The organism is Paraburkholderia sp. RAU6.4a (genome assembly GCF_050435625.1).
GTDB lineage: Bacteria > Pseudomonadota > Gammaproteobacteria > Burkholderiales > Burkholderiaceae > Paraburkholderia > Paraburkholderia tuberum.
The window spans coordinates 1,715,339-1,736,576 of sequence record NZ_JBNDKQ010000003.1; the positions used below are offsets into that span (position 1 = coordinate 1,715,339).

General features: G+C 63.2%; 21 protein-coding genes. 15 read left to right on the forward strand and 6 right to left on the reverse strand.

Annotation, left to right across the window (positions count from 1 at the left end; genetic code table 11):
• Positions 1 to 8 precede the first annotated feature (8 nt).
• Complete coding sequence (locus OKW40_RS32515; protein ID WP_090808750.1) at positions 9 to 1,001, forward strand: NAD(P)H-dependent flavin oxidoreductase; 993 nt, start codon at positions 9 to 11, stop codon at positions 999 to 1,001.
• Between the two features lie 67 nt (positions 1,002 to 1,068).
• On the opposite strand, the gene OKW40_RS32520 is transcribed toward OKW40_RS32515, so the two are convergent.
• Positions 1,069 to 2,004: a FadR/GntR family transcriptional regulator gene (locus tag OKW40_RS32520; protein WP_429493315.1), complete on the reverse strand. Its 936-nt coding sequence runs from the start codon at positions 2,002 to 2,004 to the stop codon at positions 1,069 to 1,071.
• Positions 2,005 to 2,273: 269 nt separating this feature from the next.
• Between OKW40_RS32520 and OKW40_RS32525 the strand changes: the two genes are divergently transcribed.
• Complete coding sequence (locus OKW40_RS32525; protein ID WP_429493316.1) at positions 2,274 to 3,338, forward strand: hypothetical protein; 1,065 nt, start codon at positions 2,274 to 2,276, stop codon at positions 3,336 to 3,338.
• Positions 3,339 to 3,406: 68 nt separating this feature from the next.
• On the opposite strand, the gene OKW40_RS32530 is transcribed toward OKW40_RS32525, so the two are convergent.
• The 5 genes from OKW40_RS32530 to OKW40_RS32550 are packed head-to-tail and all read right to left on the reverse strand — an operon-like array spanning position 3,407 to position 7,975.
• Positions 3,407 to 4,183: an enoyl-CoA hydratase-related protein gene (locus OKW40_RS32530; protein WP_429493317.1), complete on the reverse strand. Its 777-nt coding sequence runs from the start codon at positions 4,181 to 4,183 to the stop codon at positions 3,407 to 3,409.
• Positions 4,184 to 4,226: 43 nt separating this feature from the next.
• On the reverse strand, positions 4,227 to 4,991 hold the full coding sequence (locus OKW40_RS32535; RefSeq protein ID WP_429493318.1) for a glucose 1-dehydrogenase: 765 nt from the start codon (positions 4,989 to 4,991) through the stop codon (positions 4,227 to 4,229).
• Positions 4,992 to 5,029: 38 nt separating this feature from the next.
• The gene (locus tag OKW40_RS32540) at positions 5,030 to 6,283 is read right to left on the reverse strand and encodes a CaiB/BaiF CoA transferase family protein (protein WP_429403749.1); all 1,254 of its coding nucleotides are present in this window, start codon (positions 6,281 to 6,283) and stop codon (positions 5,030 to 5,032) included.
• 2 nt (positions 6,284 to 6,285) lie between these two features.
• Positions 6,286 to 6,762, reverse strand: coding sequence for a MaoC family dehydratase (locus OKW40_RS32545; protein ID WP_090808761.1), 477 nt, complete (start codon positions 6,760 to 6,762; stop codon positions 6,286 to 6,288).
• Positions 6,763 to 6,811: 49 nt separating this feature from the next.
• Positions 6,812 to 7,975 (reverse strand): acyl-CoA dehydrogenase family protein, encoded by a 1,164-nt coding sequence (locus OKW40_RS32550; RefSeq protein ID WP_184061967.1) that lies wholly within the window; start codon positions 7,973 to 7,975, stop codon positions 6,812 to 6,814.
• A 387-nt stretch (positions 7,976 to 8,362) separates the two neighbouring features.
• Between OKW40_RS32550 and OKW40_RS32555 the strand changes: the two genes are divergently transcribed.
• From OKW40_RS32555 to OKW40_RS32615, 13 genes are all read left to right on the forward strand, one after another.
• The gene (locus tag OKW40_RS32555) at positions 8,363 to 8,728 is read left to right on the forward strand and encodes a Zn-ribbon domain-containing OB-fold protein (RefSeq protein ID WP_184061966.1); all 366 of its coding nucleotides are present in this window, start codon (positions 8,363 to 8,365) and stop codon (positions 8,726 to 8,728) included.
• Between the two features lie 59 nt (positions 8,729 to 8,787).
• Positions 8,788 to 9,939 carry a thiolase gene (locus tag OKW40_RS32560; protein ID WP_429493319.1) on the forward strand — a complete coding sequence of 384 codons (1,152 nt, stop codon included), beginning with the start codon at positions 8,788 to 8,790 and terminating at the stop codon, positions 9,937 to 9,939.
• 105 nt (positions 9,940 to 10,044) lie between these two features.
• Complete coding sequence (locus OKW40_RS32565; RefSeq protein WP_429352528.1) at positions 10,045 to 10,845, forward strand: enoyl-CoA hydratase/isomerase family protein; 801 nt, start codon at positions 10,045 to 10,047, stop codon at positions 10,843 to 10,845.
• Positions 10,846 to 10,856: 11 nt separating this feature from the next.
• The gene (locus tag OKW40_RS32570; RefSeq protein WP_429493320.1) at positions 10,857 to 11,663 is read left to right on the forward strand and encodes an enoyl-CoA hydratase/isomerase family protein; all 807 of its coding nucleotides are present in this window, start codon (positions 10,857 to 10,859) and stop codon (positions 11,661 to 11,663) included.
• A 17-nt stretch (positions 11,664 to 11,680) separates the two neighbouring features.
• The gene (locus OKW40_RS32575; protein ID WP_429493321.1) at positions 11,681 to 12,496 is read left to right on the forward strand and encodes an enoyl-CoA hydratase/isomerase family protein; all 816 of its coding nucleotides are present in this window, start codon (positions 11,681 to 11,683) and stop codon (positions 12,494 to 12,496) included.
• Between the two features lie 44 nt (positions 12,497 to 12,540).
• Positions 12,541 to 13,395: an SDR family oxidoreductase gene (locus OKW40_RS32580; RefSeq protein WP_429493322.1), complete on the forward strand. Its 855-nt coding sequence runs from the start codon at positions 12,541 to 12,543 to the stop codon at positions 13,393 to 13,395.
• A 3-nt stretch (positions 13,396 to 13,398) separates the two neighbouring features.
• Positions 13,399 to 14,541: a CaiB/BaiF CoA transferase family protein gene (locus OKW40_RS32585; RefSeq protein WP_429493323.1), complete on the forward strand. Its 1,143-nt coding sequence runs from the start codon at positions 13,399 to 13,401 to the stop codon at positions 14,539 to 14,541.
• Between the two features lie 43 nt (positions 14,542 to 14,584).
• Positions 14,585 to 15,784 carry an acyl-CoA dehydrogenase family protein gene (locus tag OKW40_RS32590; protein ID WP_429493324.1) on the forward strand — a complete coding sequence of 400 codons (1,200 nt, stop codon included), beginning with the start codon at positions 14,585 to 14,587 and terminating at the stop codon, positions 15,782 to 15,784.
• A 31-nt stretch (positions 15,785 to 15,815) separates the two neighbouring features.
• Positions 15,816 to 16,970, forward strand: coding sequence for an acyl-CoA dehydrogenase family protein (locus tag OKW40_RS32595; RefSeq protein WP_429493325.1), 1,155 nt, complete (start codon positions 15,816 to 15,818; stop codon positions 16,968 to 16,970).
• Between the two features lie 34 nt (positions 16,971 to 17,004).
• A complete protein-coding gene (locus tag OKW40_RS32600) occupies positions 17,005 to 18,171 on the forward strand; it encodes an acyl-CoA dehydrogenase family protein (RefSeq protein WP_429352522.1) in 1,167 nt (388 codons plus the stop codon).
• Positions 18,172 to 18,187: 16 nt separating this feature from the next.
• Entirely contained in the window at positions 18,188 to 18,994 is an 807-nt protein-coding gene (locus tag OKW40_RS32605; protein ID WP_090808781.1) for an enoyl-CoA hydratase, read from the forward strand.
• Positions 18,995 to 19,016: 22 nt separating this feature from the next.
• A complete protein-coding gene (locus OKW40_RS32610) occupies positions 19,017 to 19,886 on the forward strand; it encodes a MaoC/PaaZ C-terminal domain-containing protein (RefSeq protein WP_429493326.1) in 870 nt (289 codons plus the stop codon).
• Between the two features lie 139 nt (positions 19,887 to 20,025).
• Entirely contained in the window at positions 20,026 to 21,234 is a 1,209-nt protein-coding gene (locus OKW40_RS32615) for an acyl-CoA dehydrogenase family protein (RefSeq protein WP_429493977.1), read from the forward strand.
• The last annotated feature ends 4 nt before the right edge of the window (positions 21,235 to 21,238 follow it).

Below are 21,238 nucleotides of genomic sequence, written 5' to 3' on the forward strand. Positions count from 1 at the left end.
AGGACATCGTGCGCCCCCAGATGTTCAGGACGCGAATCACCGATCTGCTCGGCATTCGTCACCCGATACTTTGCGGCGGTCTTGGGCCGCGCGTGTCCGACGCACGGTATGTCGCGGCCGTCGTCAACGCAGGCGGCATGGGCTTTATCGTCGGCGCGGGCTTTCCTGATTCCGACGAATTCCGCAACGAGTTGCGCACCTGTCGTGAACTCACCGGTGCAAAGAATTTCGGCGTCAATCTCTACATATCGCGGCAAGCGGGCGGAGTGGAGCGCGTCAAGCAACAGATCCGCATTCTGATCGAAGAGAACGTTGCCTGCGTGGAGACCGCCGGTGCGAGCCCCGAAGCGGTCGTGCCGTTGCTCAAGGAGGCCGGCATCAAGGTTTTGCACAAGGTGCCCGCTGTGCGCTATGCACATACGGCGGTGCGGATGGGCGTCGACGGTGTGATCGTCGTCGGCAATGAGTGCGGCGGCCATCCAGGCATCTACCAGATCGGTAGCATCGTGCAGGCCGCGCAGGCGCCGCGGGAAATCGGCTTACCGGTTGTGATCGGCGGCGGCATCGGCACCGGGCGGCAGCTTGCGGGCGTGCTGGCGATGGGCGCCGACGCGGTCATCATGGGCACGCGCATGATGGTCGCCGAGGAGCTGTGGATTCATCCTGAAGTCAAGGCGAAGGTGGTGGCGGGCGACGGCAGCGAAAGCGTCGTGGTCAAGTCTGCGATTCGCGATCATCACCGTGTGCTGCGCAACGAGAGCGCCGAGGCGGTCATGGAACTGGATCGCGCGCAGGTGAGCGAGTTCGAGCGGTTCCGCCCTCACGTGATGGGCGCACTCGCGCACCAGGCTTACGTGACCGGCGACACGCGCAAGGGCATGATCGACTATGGGCATGCCGCGGTGTTTGCCGACGCGGTCAGGAAGGTCGAGGCAATTTTCGACGAGATGATCGACGACGCGGTGGCGGCGTCGAACCGGCTGAGCACGCTGACGCCGTAGATGGCTAGCACGGCGACGGATCGGGATCGGTGACCGTTGAGGCGGACAGGCAAGTGCAGCGCGGCCGCTACTCCAGCCACGTCCTGATCCCCGCGATGTAGTCGGCCATTTGCCGGCGAGCCTGCTCTTTATCGCGGGCAATGATCGCGCGCGCGATCTCGCGATGGTATTCCTTGATCCTCGCCACGACGCGGTCGCGGTCCGTTCGGCTGCGCCGATGAAACGTGGAATGCGCATCGGCCAGTTGCAGGACGATGCCGTCGAAGAGACGCAGTGCGGGATCGCCGCAAAGTTCAGCGAGCAGGAAATGAAATCGCAGCAACTCATCGGCGCCGGCACGGCCGTCGAGTGGCGCCTCGGCCTGAACCTGGTCGAGCACGCGTCGCTCACCTTCATGGTCGAGCCGTTCGATGACGAGATCCAGGACGGCCAGTTCGAGCGTGCGGCGCGTCGCGAGGATATCGCGCGGCGCGATGCCCGCATACTCCAGATAGACGCTGACTGCCTGCATCGTCGCGCTCAGGTCCGGCTGGGCGACGATCACGCCGCCTGCGGTGCCGCGCTGCACCCTCACGATGGAGTGGTGCTCGAGCAAGCGGATCGCTCCGCGCAACGCAGCGCGACTTACTCCATGGACCTTCATCAATTCCTGCTCGGAGCCGAGCGGTAGTCCTGCCGGCCATCCCAGATCGATGATGTGTTTCAGCAGCGCCATGAAGAGCGTCTGCGCGCGCGTGATCGGTGCGCCGATCGCATTGCGCTTGCGGCGCGACTCGGCAGTTTGGGGCAGCGCAGGCGTCATCGCGGCCAGCATCGAGAGCCACTGCTGGCGCGGGGCTTGGCCAGGATGCATGTTGTCGCGCAGCTTTTCGCGGCGTTGCGCGGCGAACTGGCTGAAGAGGGCGACGTCGGCTGCCGGGACGACCAGTGTCAGGCTCACCATGCCTTCGGCCTTCTTGCGGGTGCGATAAGCGGCGACGCGTTCGGCAGACGACTTTGGCATGTCCGAGTTCAGTATTAAATGCGAACGTCGTTCAATATATCGCACATGATCGTTACATGTAACGAAGCTTTCGTGCGCGCAGGCAGCGCGCGTTTCCGGACCGCAGAGAAAGCCGGTAAATCAATACGTTAGCTCCTGCGCCCCTGTGCTGATCGCGCGCCGGGCGGGCTCGTGGCCAGACGAGCGGATCGACCGGTTTTCAGCCACGCGCGAGGATACCTATAGTGAGCCGCTCCAACCACTTCACCATCGTGACGGGTGTAACGACCATGAGCGACACCAAACTATCCATGCCGCGCCGCGGCGACTTTGGCTGGCAGCCTCTTGTCAGCGCCTTCGAGCCCACCATCGAGGACATGCTGTCCAACCGCGCCTACTTCGGCATGCCGCCCGAAGCGCTCTACCTGTGGGGAACGCTGCGCGACGAGGATGGCGAGATCTATTGCCCGATGCGGCGCATTCCCGCTGGCCTGCGGACCGACGCGAAGGACACGCGGCGGCGTTTCTACCTGTGCACGACGCTCGGCCACGACGACGGCATGCATATGCATCCGGTAGGCAAGGAATCGGTGCCGAACGATGGATTCGCAAGAACGCTCGAAGAGGAGCGCATCCACTGGCGAAGCCACCCGCAGGCGCCCGGCAATCGCTTTCACGTCACCTGGACGCCCGAGGATTGCAGCTGGTACGAAGAGAACGGCATGGATATCGAGGGCAAGCTCGTCAAGCCCGGCATGCACTGGTATCTGCCGGGCCGCGACGCGGGCATGTACTACGTCGCGAACATCTTCGAGATGGAAGGGACGATACTCGGAAAGAAGGTCCGCGGCATGATCGGCTTCGATCCGATCCATATGTACGAGGGCGGCGAGATCTACAAGACGAAAGATGCGCTGGTGCAGGAGAAGCTGGAACTCGTCTGGTACACGTGGGCGACGCGTTATAAGGATGGCAGCATCGACTTCGGGCACTTCACGCTAGGTAACGACATGTTCGGCTTCGCGATTCTCGGCAACGAGAAAGGCGAGGTGCGCTTTACCTATGACGTGACGGGCACCATCGATTTCGGCGCGAATGGGTATTGGCAGGAAGGCATCCGTTACTCAGCGTTCGGCGAAGAGTGGGAATTCATGCCCGATCCGCGCGGGCGTCTGGTCGGTCTCGGGACGCTCAAGAATCCGCAGGTGGACGGCCGCTGGCGGCGCGTGGGCGATGCGCGCGAGCCTGACGTGTGGTTCGCATGGGGCGAAGCCGCCCCGGAGCATGGCAGCCGCCCCATCAACCGGCTCCCGGGGCTTGGCACGCGTGTCGGCGTGAACTTCCGCAAATACTGAACTTCGGCGCGCGTATGCGCAAAGGGCGACGCCGAAGCCGAGCGTCGCCCTGCCGGCATTTGCGCCGGTCACTTCACGTACTTGCGAAACTCCGGCTTGCGCTTTTCGCGGAACGCATTGCCGCCTTCCTTCGATTCGTCCGTGTCGTAGTACATCGCAAGCGCCTGCATCGCGAACGCGCCGATGCCGCGGATGTTCTCGGTATCGATATTGAACGAGCGCTTGGCGAGCGCAATAGCGGTAGGGCTCATCTGCAGAATCTCGTCGCACCACTTCTTCGTTTCGGCGTCGAGTTGTTCCGCGGGCACGACGGCGTTGATGAGACCCCAGTCGAGCGCCTGTTTCGCGCTGTATTTGCGGCACAGGTACCAGATTTCGCGCGCGCGCTTCTCGCCGACGATGCGCGCGAGGTAGGCGGTGCCGAAGCCCGGATCGACCGACCCGACCTTCGGGCCGACCTGACCGAAGACCGCGGTCTCGGCAGCGATGGCGAGATCGCAGAGCGTCACCAGCACGTTGCCGCCGCCGATTGCATAGCCGTTCACGCGTGCGATCACGGGCTTCGGAATGTCGCGGATGATGCTTTGCAGTTCCTCGATCGGCAGACCGACGGTGCCGCGCCCGTTGTAGCCGTCGCCGGACTGGTCGCCGCCGGTGCAGAACGCCTTGTCGCCGGCGCCAGTGAGCACCACGACGCCGATATCCTTGTTCCATCCCGCGGCGGCGAAGGCCTTGATGAGCTCCTCGACGGTGTTGGCGCTGAATGCGTTGTACACCTTCGGGCGATTGATGGTGATCGTCGCGACCCCGTCCGCCTCCTGATAGCCGATGTCCTTGAATTCCATGTCGTATTCCAATGTTGTTGATTGATTGCGTTCGCGCTGCCGTTTATCCAGCCATCGTCAGACCGCCCGACACGCTGATGACCTGACCGCTGATGAACGCGGCGTCGTCACTCGCGAGAAAGGCCACCACGCCCGGGATGTCGCCAGGTTCGCCCATGCGGCCGAACGGCACGGCCTTCACGAGGGCGGCCTTGATGCGCTCGCCTTTCTCGCCCTGCGCGAGGTTGTCGAGAAGCGGGGTCGCGGTCGGGCCGGGGCAAACGACGTTGACGGGAATCATCTGGCGGGCCATTTCGCGTGCCATCGTCTTCGTGAAGGCGATGAGGCCGCCTTTGCAGAACGAGTACACCGCTTCCATCGAGGAGCCCACGCGTCCCGCATCCGACGAGATGTTGACGACGCGGCCACGGCCACGTTCGGCCATCCGTCGCAGCACGGCATGGTGCATGTTCAGCGGTCCGTACAGATTGATCGCCACCACTTTGTCCCAGAACGGTTTCTCGGTTTGCAGGAAGAACGCACCCATGTCCCAGCCGGCGTTGTTCACGAGAACCTCGATCGGTCCCAGTTCTTCCTCGACTCTCGCCACCGCAGCATGCACACCTTCGTGATCCGTGATGTCGACGCGGTAGGCTCGCGCCTTGCCGCCCGCCGCCTCGATTTCCGCCGCGACACGCACGGCGCCTTCTTCGTTCAGGTCGAACAGCGCGACGGTCGAACCTTCGTCGCCGAATCGTCTGCTGATGGCGGAACCGATCCCACCTGCCGCGCCAGTGACGACGACGACCTTCTCCTTGAGCCCATTCATTGATTCCCTCCGTGATGTGCGAGGCGCTGTCGCGCCAGTTAATCCTTGCTCAGCGCTTCCGATACGGCTTCGCCCCTTCCTGTGGCCAGGGCGAGGAGAGCGCTCGCTTCGTCCGCGCTATATCCCGCTTCGACCAGAACCTGGACGCTGTGCTCGCCGAGATTCGGCGGCAGATAGCGAACGTTGCCGGGCGACTCGGAGAAGTGCACCGGTATCGAGGTCATGACCATGTCGCCCTCGGTCGGGTGCTCGAAGCGCTGGAAGAACCCGGTCTCCTTGATGTACGCGTCGTGCATCAGGTCTTTCAGGTCGCGCACGGGACCGTGCGGCACGTCCGCCAAGGCGAAGATCGCATTCCATTCCGCAGTCGTCTTGTTGCGGATGGCGTCGCCGACGATGCGATACAGCTCGCTGATGTTGCGCATACGCTCGGCCATGTGGTGGAAGCGCGGGTCGTCGAGCAGATGCGCTGCATCGATTGCGCACAGCACGCGGCGCCATTGCTCGTTATTCACGGCGAGCAGGCAGATATGCCCGTCTTTTGTCGCGTAGGGCCGGCGGTGCGGCGAGAACATGCGCGGATAGCCCAGGCCGGTTCCGTCATTGGAGCCCAGCGCACCTTCCCAAAGATGCTCGAAAAGATTGAATTGCAGCATCGTTTCGAACATCGGCACGTGGACGAGTTGGCCGACACCGGTCCGCTCGCGGTGATAGAGCGCCATGCCGATTGACGACGCCAGCACGTAGCCGCAGAACTTGTCGACGATCACGGTGGGGAAGTATCGCGGCGAGCCGTCCGCGTCGCGGTTCATCGCGGCAATGCCGGTTTCACCCTGAATCACGTCGTCGAAAGCGGGGCGGTCCTTGTAGGGTCCGTCGATTCGATAGCCGGCACCCGACGCGTACACGATGCGTGGGTTGCGCGCCCGCACGGTTTCATAGTCGATGCCGAGGCGCTCGGCGGCACTCGGGCGCATGCTGTGCACGATGACGTCGGCGGTCTCGACGAGCTTGAGCAGCGCTTCGCGGCATTCGGCCTGCTTCAGGTTCAGGATCACGCTGCGCTTGTTGCGGTTCATGATCGTATAGAACACTGCCATGTCGGGATTGCGGCCAGGGCCGTTCTTGCGGTTCTGGTCGCCTTCGGGCGGTTCGATCTTGATGACGTCCGCGCCCATGTCGCCGAGTAGCTGCGTGGCGACCGGACCGAGCACATTGATGGTCAGGTCGATCACGCGGACACCGGCTAACGGGCCGGTCGCCGGTTCGAGGGGTTGTTGGGGATTTTCCATGCTCAGGCCTTGTACTCCTTGCCTTTAACGAGTCTGAGCGGCGTGTACACCATCACTTCCGTGCCGTCCTGCCTGATCACGCGGTTGCGGGTGCGCACCAGCCCAAGTCCGGGGCGCCCCTTGCTAGGCCTGCATTCGATCACCTCGCATTCCACGTGAATCGTGTCGCCCACATAGGTCGGGCCTTTGATGTCGAGTTCCATGTTGAGGAACGCGAAGCCGACGCCCTGCATGGTGGCCTGCGTGAGCAGGCCTTCCATCAGCGTGAAGACCAGCGCGCCCGGCGCGACGCGCCCCTTGATGGCGGACTGCTCGCGAAGAAACTCGGTATTGGTGAACAGAACTTCCAGCATGCCTGTCACCGAAACAAAATTCACGACATCCGTTTCGGTCACCGTGCGGCCCACGGTCTTGAACTTGCGTCCAACGGGCAGGTCCTCCCAGTGAATTCCCAGACCAACCGTTTCGATTTCTTCCATTGCCTGTCCTCTGTCGTTGTCGGCTCGGCTGTTAGCTGAGCTGTCGTTGTCAGTTCTTCTTGATGCGGCCTAGCACGCTGTCCGCGACGATGTTGCGTTGGATCTGGTTGGTGCCTTCGATGATCTGCACCACCTTCGCGTCGCGGAAATAACGGTTGATCGGGTACTCGTTGGAGATGCCTGCGGCGCCGAATAGCTGCACGGCATCGGTCGCGACCTTCATGGCGACATCCGACGCGAACATCTTCGCCATCGCCGCCATTGGGGCGAGTTCACGGCCGCTAACGCCCGCATCGACGAGCGACGCCGTGCGATAGACGAGTTGGCGCGCGGCCTCGGTCTGGGTGACCATGTCAGCGATCATCCAGCGCACACCCTGAAAGTTGCTGATGCTCTGGCCGAATGCAACGCGGTCCTGAATGAATTTGACGGTGTGATCGATCGCGCCCTGCGCGATGCCAACCGCGCGCGCGGCCACGATGGGACGGCTCGTGTTGAGCGCCTCCATTGCCACCTTGAACCCCTGGCCGCCTTCCGGCCCGAGACGGTCTTCCGCGCGGATGAAGGCATCGTCGAAGTAAAGGGGGCACGACGCCACGCCGCGCGCGCCCATCTTGTCTTCTTCGTTGCCGATCGTCAGGCCCGGCGTGTTTCGATCGACGATGAAAAGATTGATCCCCAGCGCCTGTCCTTCCTCGTCGAGCGTCCTGGCGGCGACGAGAATGAAGTCGGCGATATGCGAATTCGTGCACCAGATCTTTGAGCCGTTGAGCACATAGCCGCCGTTCTTGCGGCGCGCTGTCGTGCGAATGCCCGAAACGTCGGAGCCGCTTTGAGCCTCGGTAATGGACAGCGCACCGCGCAACTCACCGGAGGCGAGACCCGGCAGCAGGCGAGCCTTCTGCTCTTCGGTGCCGCCTTCGAGAATCGCTCCGAACGGTGTCCATTGCACGACCAGCAGATAGCCCGTGTTGTAGCAAACCCGCCCGAACTCCTCGACCGCGATGCACGCCGACATCACGCTGCCGGCACCGCCATACGCTTCAGGAAACGGCAACGTGAAGAGGCCGAGTTCCTTGAGCAGTGCGTACATGTCGTGCGGATACCCGGCCGTACGGTCGATCTCGTCGGCCCGCGGCGCCACGCGCTCCCTTGCGACGCGACGGATGAGGTCGCGGATCTGAAGCTGGTCGTCTGTTAGTTCGTATGTCACTTCGAGCTCTCTTGCTAACGGTTTTTTCGGGCCGGCCCCGCGGATTCGTCTCCGGAGTGGAGATACGTCGCCCCCGCCGACCACTTCCTGATCACATTCGAAGTCTTCACTTTTATGAACGATGTTCGATAAATTAAACGAAGGGCCGGGTGATCGTCAAGCGCTGAAACCGGCTCCCGCGGGTTTGTCCGAGGTGCGTCGGGAATTTGGTCGGGATGTAGTTTCAGCCTTGCGCGGCGGGGCACGGCAGGGCTTTCCCGCCGTTGACAGCGCGCTCCCAGTGCGTTTAAGATTTGGAACAGTGTTCGGTTATTTGTTCCATTTTGGCCCGACAGAACGGCTCGATTCGGCGCGAGCCCATGGCAAAACAATTTGGAGGAGCGGGGAATGGATTCTCTTTGTCCTGAAGTCGATTATCAGAAATTCCTGGCCGAGGGCCGCTTGATGATCCAGCGCAGCCGCGGCAGCGGCCGCTATGTCTTCTACCCGCGGGTGGCTGAGCCGGTTACCGGGATGCGCGACCTGGAGTGGGTCGAAGCCTGCGGGAAGGGGACGGTTTATTCCACTACTGTGGTGCGCCAGAAATCGCCCACGCCCAGCTACAACGTCGCAGTGATCGATCTGGAAGAAGGTGTGCGCATGCTGAGTTGTGTGGAGGGCATCGAGCCGGAGGCCGTGCGCATTGGCATGCCGGTGCAGGCGAAGATCGTGTACCGAGGGGAAGCGGCATTGCTTGTGTTCGAACCAGCCTGACGCCCGCTAACCCGCAGCCGGCCGTGAACAGCCGGTCACACCGATGAAAGGTAGATCGAATGGAATTCAACTTGCGCGGGCGTACCGCACTGGTGGCGGGCGCCACCTATGGGATGGGGGAAGCACCTGGCTTGTCGTCGCTGGACCTTGCTGCGCGTGCGTCCGTTGACGCGCTCGCCCAGGTGGGACTTACGCCTGGCGATGTAGACGGCCTTTTCGTGTGCACGCCGGACGACATGCTGTCGGGTCTCACGTTTGCCGAATACCTCGGTATTAACCCGAAGTTCACCGACAACAACCGAAGCGGCGGATCGGCGTTCGAAATCTACGCGCACACGGCGGCCATGGCGTTGTATACGGGACAGATCGATGTTGCCTTGATTGCATATGGGAGCAATCAGCGCAGCGCGGCGGGCAAGCTCGTGCAGTCGTCGCGTCCTTCGCCGTGGGAGAGCCCGTATAAGCCGATGAATCCGGTGTCGTCGTATGCGCTTGCGGCGGCGCGTCATATGCATCAGTACGGCACGAAGCGTGAGCATCTGGCCGAGGTGGCCGTCGCCGCCCGCAAGTGGGCGCAACTGAATCCGGATGCGTATATGCGCACGCCCATGTCGATCGACGACGTGATGGGCGCGCGCCTCGTGTCGGATCCGCTTTCCGTGCGCGATTGCTGCCTCGTGACGGATGGCGCGGCAGCGATCGTCATGGTGCGCGCCGATCGAGCGCGTGATCTCACCGACAAGCCGGTGTATCTGCTCGGCGCGGCTTCGGCCACTTCGCACCGCGAAATCGCGAGCATGCCGGATCTCACGGTGACTGCCGCAGCGGAATCGGGCAGGCGTGCGTATCAAATGGCGGGCGTGAAGGCGAACGATATCGATGTCGCGATGCTGTACGACGCCTTCACGATCAACACCATTCTGTTTCTCGAAGACCTCGGCTTTTGCCCTAAAGGCGAAGGCGGCCGCTTTGTTTCAGACGGCGGCATCGCGCCGGGCGGCCGGCTCGCGGTCAATACGAACGGCGGGGGTTTGTCGTGCGTTCACCCCGGCATGTATGGGCTGTTCCTGATGGAAGAATCGATGCGGCAATTGACGGGCCGCGCTGGTGAGCGCCAGATACCCGGTGCGAAACTGGCGATCGCGCACGGTAACGGTGGTGTGCTTTCGAGCCAGGCCACGGTGATTCTCGGGACGCAGGAAACCCTGTAAAGACACGCTGTAAGACACGCCGCCCGCCAGGGTCACTGTCAACAGCTTTGCATGGGATCGGAGTAAGCGCTAAAGCGCTAACCCCGATCGACAGGAGACGGACAGATGAGCGAAGAGACCAGCAACGATGCAGCAGAGATCGTACAGGTCCGGCAAGACGGTGCAATCGCGATCGTCACATTGAACTATCCCCAACGGCGAAACGCGTTTTCGCTAAAGATGCGCGAGACGTTGTACGCGCGGCTTTATCGCCTGATGCATCATGAGGAAGCCTGCCGTGCGATCGTACTGACCGGCGCGGGCAATACGTTTTGCGCGGGTGGGGACATCTCGGAGATGCAGACGCGCAAGGTGCTCGAATATCGGCAGCGCAATGAACTGCCGCTCGATATCTTCAGACTGATGGTGGAAGGCCCGAAAGCGATCGTCGCCGCCGTCGAAGGGTTTGCGTTTGGCGCTGGTCTGTCGCTCGCCGCCGCTTGCGATCATGTCGTCACGTCATCGGCCGCGCGCTATGCGAGCGCGTTCGTCAAGGTCGGGCTGCTGCCCGATACGGGGCTCTATTGGTCGTTGTCGCAGCGCGTGGGCGGTGGCCTTGCACGCGAGCTCATGTTGAGTGCTCGTGAGTTCAACGGCGTCGAAGCGGGCGAGACCGGTTTTGCCAATCAGGTCGTCGAGCCTGGCGAGGCGCTGAACGCGGCCTCGAAGGTGGCGCAACAGTACGCGGAACTGCCCTCGGTGGCCACCGCGCACCTGAAGGCCGCGCTCGCGACGGGCATCCGTACGCTCGACGACGCCATCGAAGCGGAAGTCAACCTGCAGCCCATCCTGCGCCGCAGCCGCGAACACCAGGAGGCAGTGAGCGCCTTCATGGAAAAGCGCAAGCCGGTGTTCGTGGCCGACTGAAGGAAGCCAACATGAGCGAAAAAGAAACGGCAGAAAACGATACGACGTCGCTGATCGAGGTGACCCGCGAGGGACCGGTCGCGATCGTGACGCTAAACAATCCCCGACGCCGCAATGCGATGGGACGTCAGATGCGTCAGTTGTTGCGCGACACGATGCATCGGCTGATGGTGGACGATCCGGACTCGCGGGCAATCGTCCTGACGGGCGCGGGCGAGCACTTTTGCGCCGGCGCCGACATCTCCGAGATGACGCAGCGCACGATCCTGCAAAGCCGCGAGATTCTGGCGGAGTCGTGCGTGGTAGTGCGCGAAATGCAGGCGGGACCCAAGCCGGTCGTGGCGGCCGTGGAAGGCGTAGCCTTCGGCGCCGGGCTGTCGCTCGCGGTCGCGACCGACTATGTCGTGGCTGCATCGAGTGCACGCTTTTGCGCGGCGTTTCTGCGCGTCGGCCTGATTCCGGACACCGGTATTCTGTGGACGCTTCCGAAGCGCATCGGCATGGCTCGCGCGAGGGAGATGCTCTCGCTCGCCACTGAAATCGACGGCGACAAGGCCGGAACGATTCACCTTGCCAACGAAGTCGTCGGGCCGGGTACTGCGCGCGCAAAGGCAATTGAAGTTGCGCGCGGTCTTGCCGACTTGCCGCCGCTCGGCGTGGCGCTGCTGAAGGACGCGCTGACCAACGCGGCGACGACCATGGAAGGCGCGCTGCGAGCCGAGATCGACTATCAGCCCATCCTGCGTCGGTCGAAAGACCATCAGGCTGCCTGTAAGGCGTTTATGGAAAAGACCAAACCGGTCTTCACGGGTGAGTGAGCGCGGGGAGCAATGCGATGAGTATCGAGCAGAAGGAAAAGGCCGCGGGCGCCGACGAGATCGTGCAGGTGCGCCGTCAAGGCGACGTGAGCATTGTCACGATGAACTACCCCGAGCGCCGCAACGCGTTCTCCATGAGGATGCGCGTTGCGCTGACCGAGGTCTTGCACCGGCTGATGCACGACGATCCGCAAACGCGCGCCATTGTGCTGACAGGCGCGGGCGGCCATTTTTGCGCGGGCGGCGACCTGTCCGAAATGCACGCGACCACTCTACAGTTGCTGGCGCTTCGTGAGCGTATCGCGGTGGGCGTGCGTCTGTTCAAGCTGATTTATACGGGCACGAAGCCGGTCGTCGCGGCGGTGGAGGGCACGTGCTATGGAGCGGGGCTGTCGCTGGCGGCTGCATGCGATGTCGTGGTCGGTGCCGATACCGCGAAGTACTCATGTGCGTTCGGCAAGGTCGGACTGCTTCCCGACACGGGAATTCTATGGACGCTGCCGCAAAAGGTCGGCGGCAGCAAGGCGCGTGAGTTGATGCTGAAAGGCGATGTCATCGACGCGGCCACGGCGCGCCGCATCGGCCTGGTCAGCGAGGTGGTCGCGAGCGGCGGCGCGCTCGCTGCGGCGATCGAGGCCGCGGCGCGCTTCGCGAGCTATCCGCCAGTGACGCTGGCGCTCCTGAAGGCGAGCCTCGTCAATGCGGGCAATTCGATCGAAGACGCATGCCGCCTCGAAACTGACCTCAATCCGCTGACCCGTCAAACGAGCGACCACGCGGAGGCGGTGACGGCCTTCATGGAAAAACGCAAGCCGGTTTTCACGGGTGCCTGACGCCGCCATTCTCCGTTGCTGTCCCTACTGGAAGTTCAACGCATATGTTTACGCCTGACCTGCTGAAGAACAAACGAATCCTCATCACCGGGGGAGGCACCGGCCTTGGTAAGAGTATCGGCCTGCGCTACCTCGAACTGGGCGCCGATCTCGTCATCTGCGGTCGCCGCAAGGAAGTGCTGGACGCGACGGCCGACGAGTTTCGCGGCGTCGTGCCTGGCGCGCGTGTCACGACGGTGCAGGCGGACGTGCGCAGCGCCGAGTCCGTCGAGTCGATGATGGAGACGATCTGGCGGGATGGTCCGCTCGACGTATTGCTGAACAACGCGGCGGCCAACTTCATCGCGCGCACGGAAAGCCTGTCGGCGCGCGCGGTGGATGCGGTGCTCGACATCGTGCTGCACGGCAGCTTCTATTGCACGATCGCGGCGGGCAAGCGCTGGATCGACGCGGCTCACCCGGGCAACGTGATCAGTACCGTATCGACGCCCACGATGACCGGCTCGGCCTTTACCGTGCCGTCCGCGGCCGCGAAGGCGGGTATTCTCGCCATGACCCGCAGCCTTGCGGTCGAGTGGGGCCCGAAGGGCATTCGCCTGAACGCGGTGGCGCCCGGACTGTTCCCGACACCGGGCGCATGGGAGCAGTTGTACCCGCCGGGCTCGCAGGTCGAGCCGCAGGAGCGCTCGGTGCCGCTGAGGCGCTTCGGCGATCACGCGGAACTTGCCAATCTCTACGCTTATCTGGCGTCCAATGGCTCCGGCTACATCACCGGCGACATGATCGTGATCGACGGCGGCCGCTGGATGCAGGGGGTGGGCGGCCCGACCTTCCGCGCGATGCAGGACTGGACCGACGAGCAATGGGACGCCATGCGCGCCCACGCTCGCAAGGGTTGAACCATGGGTCCGCTTGCAGGAGTTCGAATCATCGAGCTGGCCGGCATCGGCCCGGGGCCCATGGCGGCGATGCTGCTCGCCGATCTGGGTGCGACGGTGTTGCGCATCGAACGTCGCCAGCCGGTCAAGCTCGGTATCGAGCGTCCGCTGCGCTACAACCTGTTGCTGCGCAACCGGAAGACGATTGCGCTCGACCTGAAAGACCCGGAGGCCGTCGAACTCGTGCTCACGCTGGTGGAGCGCGCCGATGCCCTGATAGAAGGTTTCCGACCCGGCGTGACCGAGCGACTCGGGCTGGGCCCGCAGGCCTGCCTCGAACGCAATCCGAAGCTCGCTTACGGACGCATCACGGGATGGGGCCAGCAAGGTCCGCTCGCGCAGTACGCCGGGCATGACCTGAACTACATCGCGATCACCGGCGTCCTCAACGCAATTGGCCGCCGCGATCAGCCACCGTCGATACCGCTGAATCTGATCGGCGACTATGCGGGTGGTTCGCTGTACCTTGCAATGGGGCTCCTGTCGGCGATCCTGCATGCGCGCAACGGCGGCGCGGGACAGATCGTGGATGCCGCGATCGTCGACGGCACGGCCAACCTTGCTACCACGTTCTTCGGCATGCAGGCTGCCGGCATCTGGCGCGACGGGCGCGGGACGAATATCACGGATTCGGGATCGCACTTCTACGACGTTTATGAATGCGCGGACGGCAAGTGGATTACGGTCGGCCCCATCGAGGACAAGTTCTATCTCGAACTCCTCCGCCTGCTCGACATCGATCCGCAAACGCTGGGTACGCAGCTCGACGCAAGCAACTGGCCCGCCGCGCGCGCACTGTTCGCGCTGAAATTCAAGCGACGCACACGCGAGCAATGGACCACCTTGCTCGAACACACGGACGCGTGCTTCGCACCGGTTCTGTCGTGGACCGAGGCACCCGAGCATGCGCATCTGAAGGCGCGCGGCACGTTCATCGAAGTGGACGGCATCGTGCAGCCCGCGCCGGCGCCGCGCTTCTCCGCCACGGTGCCCGCGAAGCCGACGGCGCCCGAGGCGCCCGACGCGACCACGATCGACACCGCGCTGGCGGCATGGCTCGAACCGGGCCGCATTGGCGAGTTGAAAGAAGCGGGAACGCTGGCCTGAGCCGCACCCGACAGGCGACCCATAAAGACGAAACGAGACACTCATGGATCTGCGATATACCGACGAAGAGCTGGCGTTCCGCAATGAGGTCAGAGCCTTCTTCAAGGAAGCGCTGCCGGCCGACATCCGACGCAAAGCTACCTTGGGGCAGCGCTATTCGGCGGCCGACCTGCGCCGCTGGCAACGCATGCTCTACGAGCGCGGCTGGGCGACGCCGGCGTGGGACAAGGCGTGGGGCGGGACGGGCTGGAGCGCGGTGCAGCAATACATCTTCAAGGAAGAGCTGCACATGGCCCCGGCGCCCGAGACGCTGTCATTCAACGTGAACATGATCGGTCCGGTTTTGATCGCGTTCGGCAGCGAGGAGCAAAAGCGCCATTTCCTGCCTCGCATCGCGAGCCTCGAATACTGGTTCTGCCAGGGATTCTCCGAGCCCGGAGCCGGTTCGGACCTGGCCGCGCTGCGAACCCAGGCGGTGCGCGACGGGGACCACTATGTCATCAACGGCCAGAAGCTCTGGACTTCGACGGCGCATCACGCGGACTGGATGTTCTGTCTCGTACGCACGGATTCGAGCGGCAAGAAACAGCAGGGCATCACGTACCTGCTGATCGACATGAAGACACCGGGCCTGACCGTCCGCCCGATCGTCACGATCGACGGCCACCACGAAACCAACGAGGTGTTCTTCGACAACGTGCGCGTGCCGGTTGCGAACCGAATTGGCGAGGAGAACAAGGGTTGGGATTACGCGAAGTATCTCCTTGGCAACGAACGCAGCGGCATTGCGCGCGTGGGCGTTTCGAAGATGCGCGTGCGTCACGCGAAGGATCTTGCGAAGCGCGTGCCCTGCGGCGACGGTGTGCTGTGGGACGACTCGCGTTTTCGCGAACGTGTCGCGGCAGTCGAGGTGGAGCTGAAGGCCCTGGAGATGACGCAGATGCGCGTGATCGCCGAGAGCAGCGCGCAGCAGAGCCACGTGCCCGACCCGAAGACCTCGATCCTGAAGATCAAGGGTTCGGAGCTGCAGCAACTCGCAGCTGAATTGCTCCTCGAGGTGGCAGGGCCGGATGCTCTACCGCTCGACCTCGACTTCCTGCGTGGGCTTGCCGATCCGGTTCGCGAACCCGAATGGGCGCTCACCGTTGCGCCGAATCACTACTTCGCGCGCCACGTTTCGATCGTGGGCGGCTCCAACGAGATTCAGAAGAACATTCTCGCCAAGTCCGTACTCGGACTTTGAGCGACGGGCGAACTGCGGAGAAGCATGAGACATGGACTTTGATTTCACCGATGAGCAACGCATGCTCAAGGACAGCGTCGACCGGCTCGTCAAAGACGAGTACGGGTTCGAGCAGCGCGCGAAGTATCTCGCTGAGCCGGACGGTTTCAGCCGCGAGCTTTGGGCGCGTTACGCCGACATGGGTCTGTTGGGCCTTTCGTTTGACGAGGAATACGGCGGCAGCAACTGCGGCCCTGTCGAAACGATGATCGTGATGGAGGCGTTGGGCCGCGCTCTCGCGGTCGAACCGTATCTCGCGACGGTCGTGCTGGGCGGCGGCTTGGTGCGGCTTGGCGGCAACGCGGCGCAACGCGCGGCGATTCTGCCGCAGATTGCGCAGGGCGAGTTGCAGATGGCGTTCGCGCACAGCGAGGCGCAGGCGCGGTACGACCTCGCGGACGTTGCGACCACCGCACGACGCGAAGCCGCCGGCTGGGTGCTCGACGGCGCCAAGCGCGTTGTCCTCCACGGCGGTAGCGCCGACCTTCTCGTGGTGTCGGCCCGCGTGTCCGGTGGGAGGCGCGAGCGTGACGGCATCGGGCTGTTCGTGGTCAGGGCCGACGCGCAGGGCGTGACGCGCCACACGTATCCGACGCAAGACCGGCTGCGTGCGGCCGACGTCGAGTTGTCGCGGGTGCGCGTTCCAGATAGCGACGTTCTGGGCACCGCGGGCGCCGCGTTGCCGCTGATAGAAAGGGTCGTTGCGCACGCGATCGCGGCAGTGAGCGCGGAAGCCGTAGGTGCAATGGCAGCTGCGCACGAAGAAACCGTGGAGTACCTGAAGGTCCGCAAGCAGTTCGGGGTGCCTATCGGATCATTCCAGGCGCTCCAGCATCGCGCGGTCGACATGCTCGTCATGGTGGAGCAGGCGCGCAGCATGGCGCTCTTCGCGACCATGATGAGCGAGGAGCCGGACGCGGCGGAACGCGATCGCAGTATGTCGGCGGCGAAAGTGCAGATCGGGCGCTCGGGCCGCTTCGTCGGTCAACAAGGCGTGCAATTGCACGGCGGCATCGGGATGACCGAGGAGTGCAAGATCGGTCACTACCTGAGACGCCTGAGCGTGATCGATATCCAGTTCGGTTCGACCGAACATCATCTGACCCAGCTCGCCAATGCAGGCGGACTGATCGATGCAGCAGCGTGAGCCGCGCGTCCAGCCAAGCAAACGGAAACCATTCATGAGCCGAATTTCCCCACCCGATCAATATCAGGAACTGCGCGACGCCTTGCGCGACCTCTCGAAGGCGTACCCGGACGAGTACTGGCGCCGTATCGATCACGAGCGCGTCTATCCCGAGGCGTTTGTGGACGCGCTGACGAAGGCCGGCTGGATGGCCGCGCTGATCCCTCAGGAGTATGGCGGTTCAGGTCTCGGGTTGACCGAGGCGTCCGTGATCATGGAGGAAATCAACCGCAACGGCGGCAACTCTGGCTTTTGTCATGGCCAGATGTACAACATGAATACGCTGCTCAGAAACGGCTCGGAGCCGCAAAAGCGCAAATACCTGCCGAAGATCGCGAGCGGAGAATTGCGTCTGCAATCGATGGCTGTGACCGAACCGACCACCGGAACAGACACGACGAAGCTGAAGACCACTGCTGTAAAAAGAGACGACCGGTACGTGGTGAACGGCCAGAAGGTGTGGATATCACGCGTGCAGCATTCGGACATGATGATCCTGCTCGCACGCACCACGCCGTTGTCGGACGTGAAGAAGAAGTCGGATGGGCTGTCGTGCTTTCTCGTGGACCTGCACCAGGCTATCGGCAATGGCCTGACCGTGCGGCCGATTCCGAACATGGTCAATCACGAGACGAACGAACTGTTCTTCGACAATCTGGAGATTCCTGAAGAGAACCTGATTGGCGAAGAAGGCAAGGGCTTCAAGTACATCCTCGACGGACTCAACGCCGAGCGCGCACTGATCGCGGCCGAGTGCATCGGCGACGGCTACTGGTTCGTCGAGCGCGCGTCGAAATACGCCAGCGAGCGTATCGTGTTCGACCGGCCCATCGGTATGAACCAGGGCATCCAGTTCCCGATCGCCGAGGCCTACATCGACGTGCGCGCGGCGGATCTGATGCGCTACAAGGCCTGCGAACTGTTCGACAACCATCAACCGTGCGGCGCGGAAGCGAACATGGCGAAGCATCTCGCGGCCACGGCTTCGTGGAAAGCCGCCAATGCCTGTCTGCAGACCCATGGCGGCTTCGGTTTCGCTTGCGAATACGATGTCGAGCGCAAGTTCCGCGAAACCCGGCTCTATCAGGTGGCGCCGATTTCGACGAACCTGATCCTGTCCTACGTCGCCGAGCACGTGCTCGACCTGCCGCGTTCATTCTGAGCTTTGGAGGGATCTGATGCGCTTCGAGACCATTCTGTACGACGTCAAGGACCGGGTAGCGACGATCACGCTGAACCGTCCGGAACACATGAACACCTGGAACGACCAGGTGGCGACCGAAGTGTACGAGGCGATGCAGGCGGCGGGCGCGGACCATGGCGTGCGCGTCATCGTTTTCACCGGGGCGGGCAAGGCGTTTTGCGCGGGCGGCGATATTCACAGCTTCGGCGGTGATCCCGCCGCGCTCATGACGAAGCTCCCGCGTCCGTTCGACATGCGCAAGCGCGCGGACTGGCAAACGCGCTGCTCTTACTATCCGGCCATTCCGAAGCCGGTGATCGCGATGCTCAACGGCGCCACTGTCGGCATTGGCCTGATCCACGCCCTTTTCTGCGACATCCGCTTTGCGTCCGAAGACGCGACCATCACGACGGCATTCGCGCGCCGCGGCCTGAGCGCGGAATACGGCATGGCCTGGATACTCGCGCGTCACGTCGGCCAGGCACATGCGCTCGACCTGCTGCTGTCGGGACGCAAGATCAAGGGGCGCGAAGCCGAACGTATGGGACTCGTGAATCGGGCAATTCCGGCGGACAAGCTGGTCGAGGAGACCTATGCGTACGCGCGTGAAATGGCGGAGTACTGCTCGCCGCGCTCGATGCGCATCATGAAGGAGCAGGTCTGGGAGGTGCCGTTCCAGACGCCCCACGAGGCGGTGATACACGCCGGGTTGGACATGCCGATCGCCAACCAGTGCGATGACTACAAGGAAGGCATGGCGAGCTTTCTCGAGAAGCGCAAGCCCAACTTCACGGACTACTGAGCACCCATAGGACTACCATTTCATGCTGAACTACGAAGTCGTCAAGAACTGGCCGATCGAAGATGTCACGCAGACATATAGCGAGCGCGACGTGATGCTGTATTCGCTGGGTCTCGGGTTGGGCGCAGACCCGCTGGACGCAGAACAGCTGCGCTACGTATATGAAAAGGACCTGCAAGCGATGCCGACTTGCGCGGCCGCGTTCGCATGGCCGAAATCATGGATGCGCGATTCGCGTACGGGCATCGACTACCTGAAGCTCGTGCACGGTGAGCAGGACGTTCGCTTCATGCGCCCGATGCCGGTTGCAGCGACCATCGTCAGCAAGACGCGGGTGAGCCGCATCTCGGACAAGGGCGCGGGCAAGGGCGCGATCGTCGAGCTCAAGCGTGACATCATCGACGCCTCGACGGGCGAACAACTTGCCGAAGTCCGGCAGGTCTCCTTTCTGCGCGGCGACGGAGGGTTCAGCGCCGAGTCGGGCGCGAGCGACGCGCCGCCCGAAGCGCTTCCGGCTGTGCCGGAGCGCGCCCCGGACGCGGAATACGTCTTTTCGACCGGCGCGCATGCAGCGTTGATCTACCGCCTTTCGGGCGACGCCAACCCCCTGCACGCGGACCCGGAGGTGGCGTCGAAAGCCGGATTCAACCGGCCCATTCTTCACGGCCTCGCCACCTATGGCATGGCGGGTTACGCCGCGATTCGCACCTTCGCGGGCAACGACGCAAAGCGTCTGAAGCGACTCGCCTTGCGCCTGACCGCGCCGGTGTACCCCGGCGAAGAAGTGCGCTTCCAGTTCTGGCGGGACAGTGACACGCGTCTGCATCTGCGGGCGCGCGTCGACGCACGCGATATGGTGGTGCTGAACAACGGAATCGTGGAAATTGCCTGAAACCGCGCCCGGCAGCGCCGACGTGCTTTGCCGGGCCGCGACTGGAGCCTGAAATGAAACGACCCCCATGCTCACTGTTGTTCGCGGCCCCCCGGGGGGGCTTCAGCCTCCCTTGGGGGCGGCCCGGCGGGAGGCTGAAATGGACCTGAAAGAGAGTCCCGCCGACAAGGAATTTCGCGCCACGGTGCGCGAATTCGTAGCGACTCATTTGCCCGACGACATTCGTGAACGGGTGCTGAACTTCCGCCATGTGCCGCGCGAAGACTACGTGCGCTGGCAACGCATTCTGGCCGGGAAGGGATGGGGCGCACCTGCATGGCCCGCGCAATTCGGCGGCGCCGCCTGGAATGCCGCGCAGCGCAACTTTTTCGACGAGGAATGCTTTACCGCCGGCGCGCCGCGCCAGATGCCGTTTGGCCTTTCGATGGTTGGACCTGTAATCCAGAAGTTCGGCACCGACGCGCAGCGCGAACGGTTCCTGCCGCGCATCATCTCGATGGAGGACTGGTGGTGTCAGGGTTACTCCGAGCCGGGTGCGGGTTCCGATCTGGCGTCGCTCAAGACGCGTGCGGACCGCGTCGAGCGCGACGGTCAACCGTTCTACGTCGTCAACGGCCAGAAGATCTGGACCTCGTTTGCCCAATGGGCGAACTGGATTTTCTGCCTGGTCCGCACGGATGGCAGCGGCCGCCCACAGGAAGGCATCTCGTTCCTGCTGATCGATATGTCGACGCCCGGCATTACGGTCAGACCCATCCGCACGCTTGACGGCGGCCACGACGTCAACGAAGTGTTCTTCGACAATGTGGCAGTGCCAGTGAGCAATCTCGTCGGTGAGGAGCATCGCGGCTGGTCGATCGCCAAGTACCTGCTCGGCCACGAGCGGACCAATATCGCCGGCCTCGGCAACTGCAAGCGTTTCATGCGACGTCTGAAGGAGATTGCCAGCACCGAGCGTAAGCACGGCAAGCCTCTCATCGAGGACGTTCGCTTTCGCGATCGCATCGCCAGGGTGGAAATCGATTTGATCGCGCACGAATGGTCGCTGCTGCGCGTCGTCTCAGCCGAAACTGCAGGACGTCCCATCGGACCGGAGGCTTCGGTGCTGAAAATCCGCGGTTCGGAGATTCAGCAGGAGCTTACGGAGCTGATCATGGAATGCGCAGGCCCCTATGCGGTGCCTTTTGTAAGCGAAGCGCTGGAGGCGCACTGGCGCGGCGAAACCGCGAACGGCGAGCTGCTCAACGCGCTGGCCGCGCACTACCTGGACTGGCGCAAGATTTCGATCTACGGCGGTTCGACTGAAGTGCAGAAAAACATCATCGCCAAGCAGGCGCTCGGCATCTGAGGAC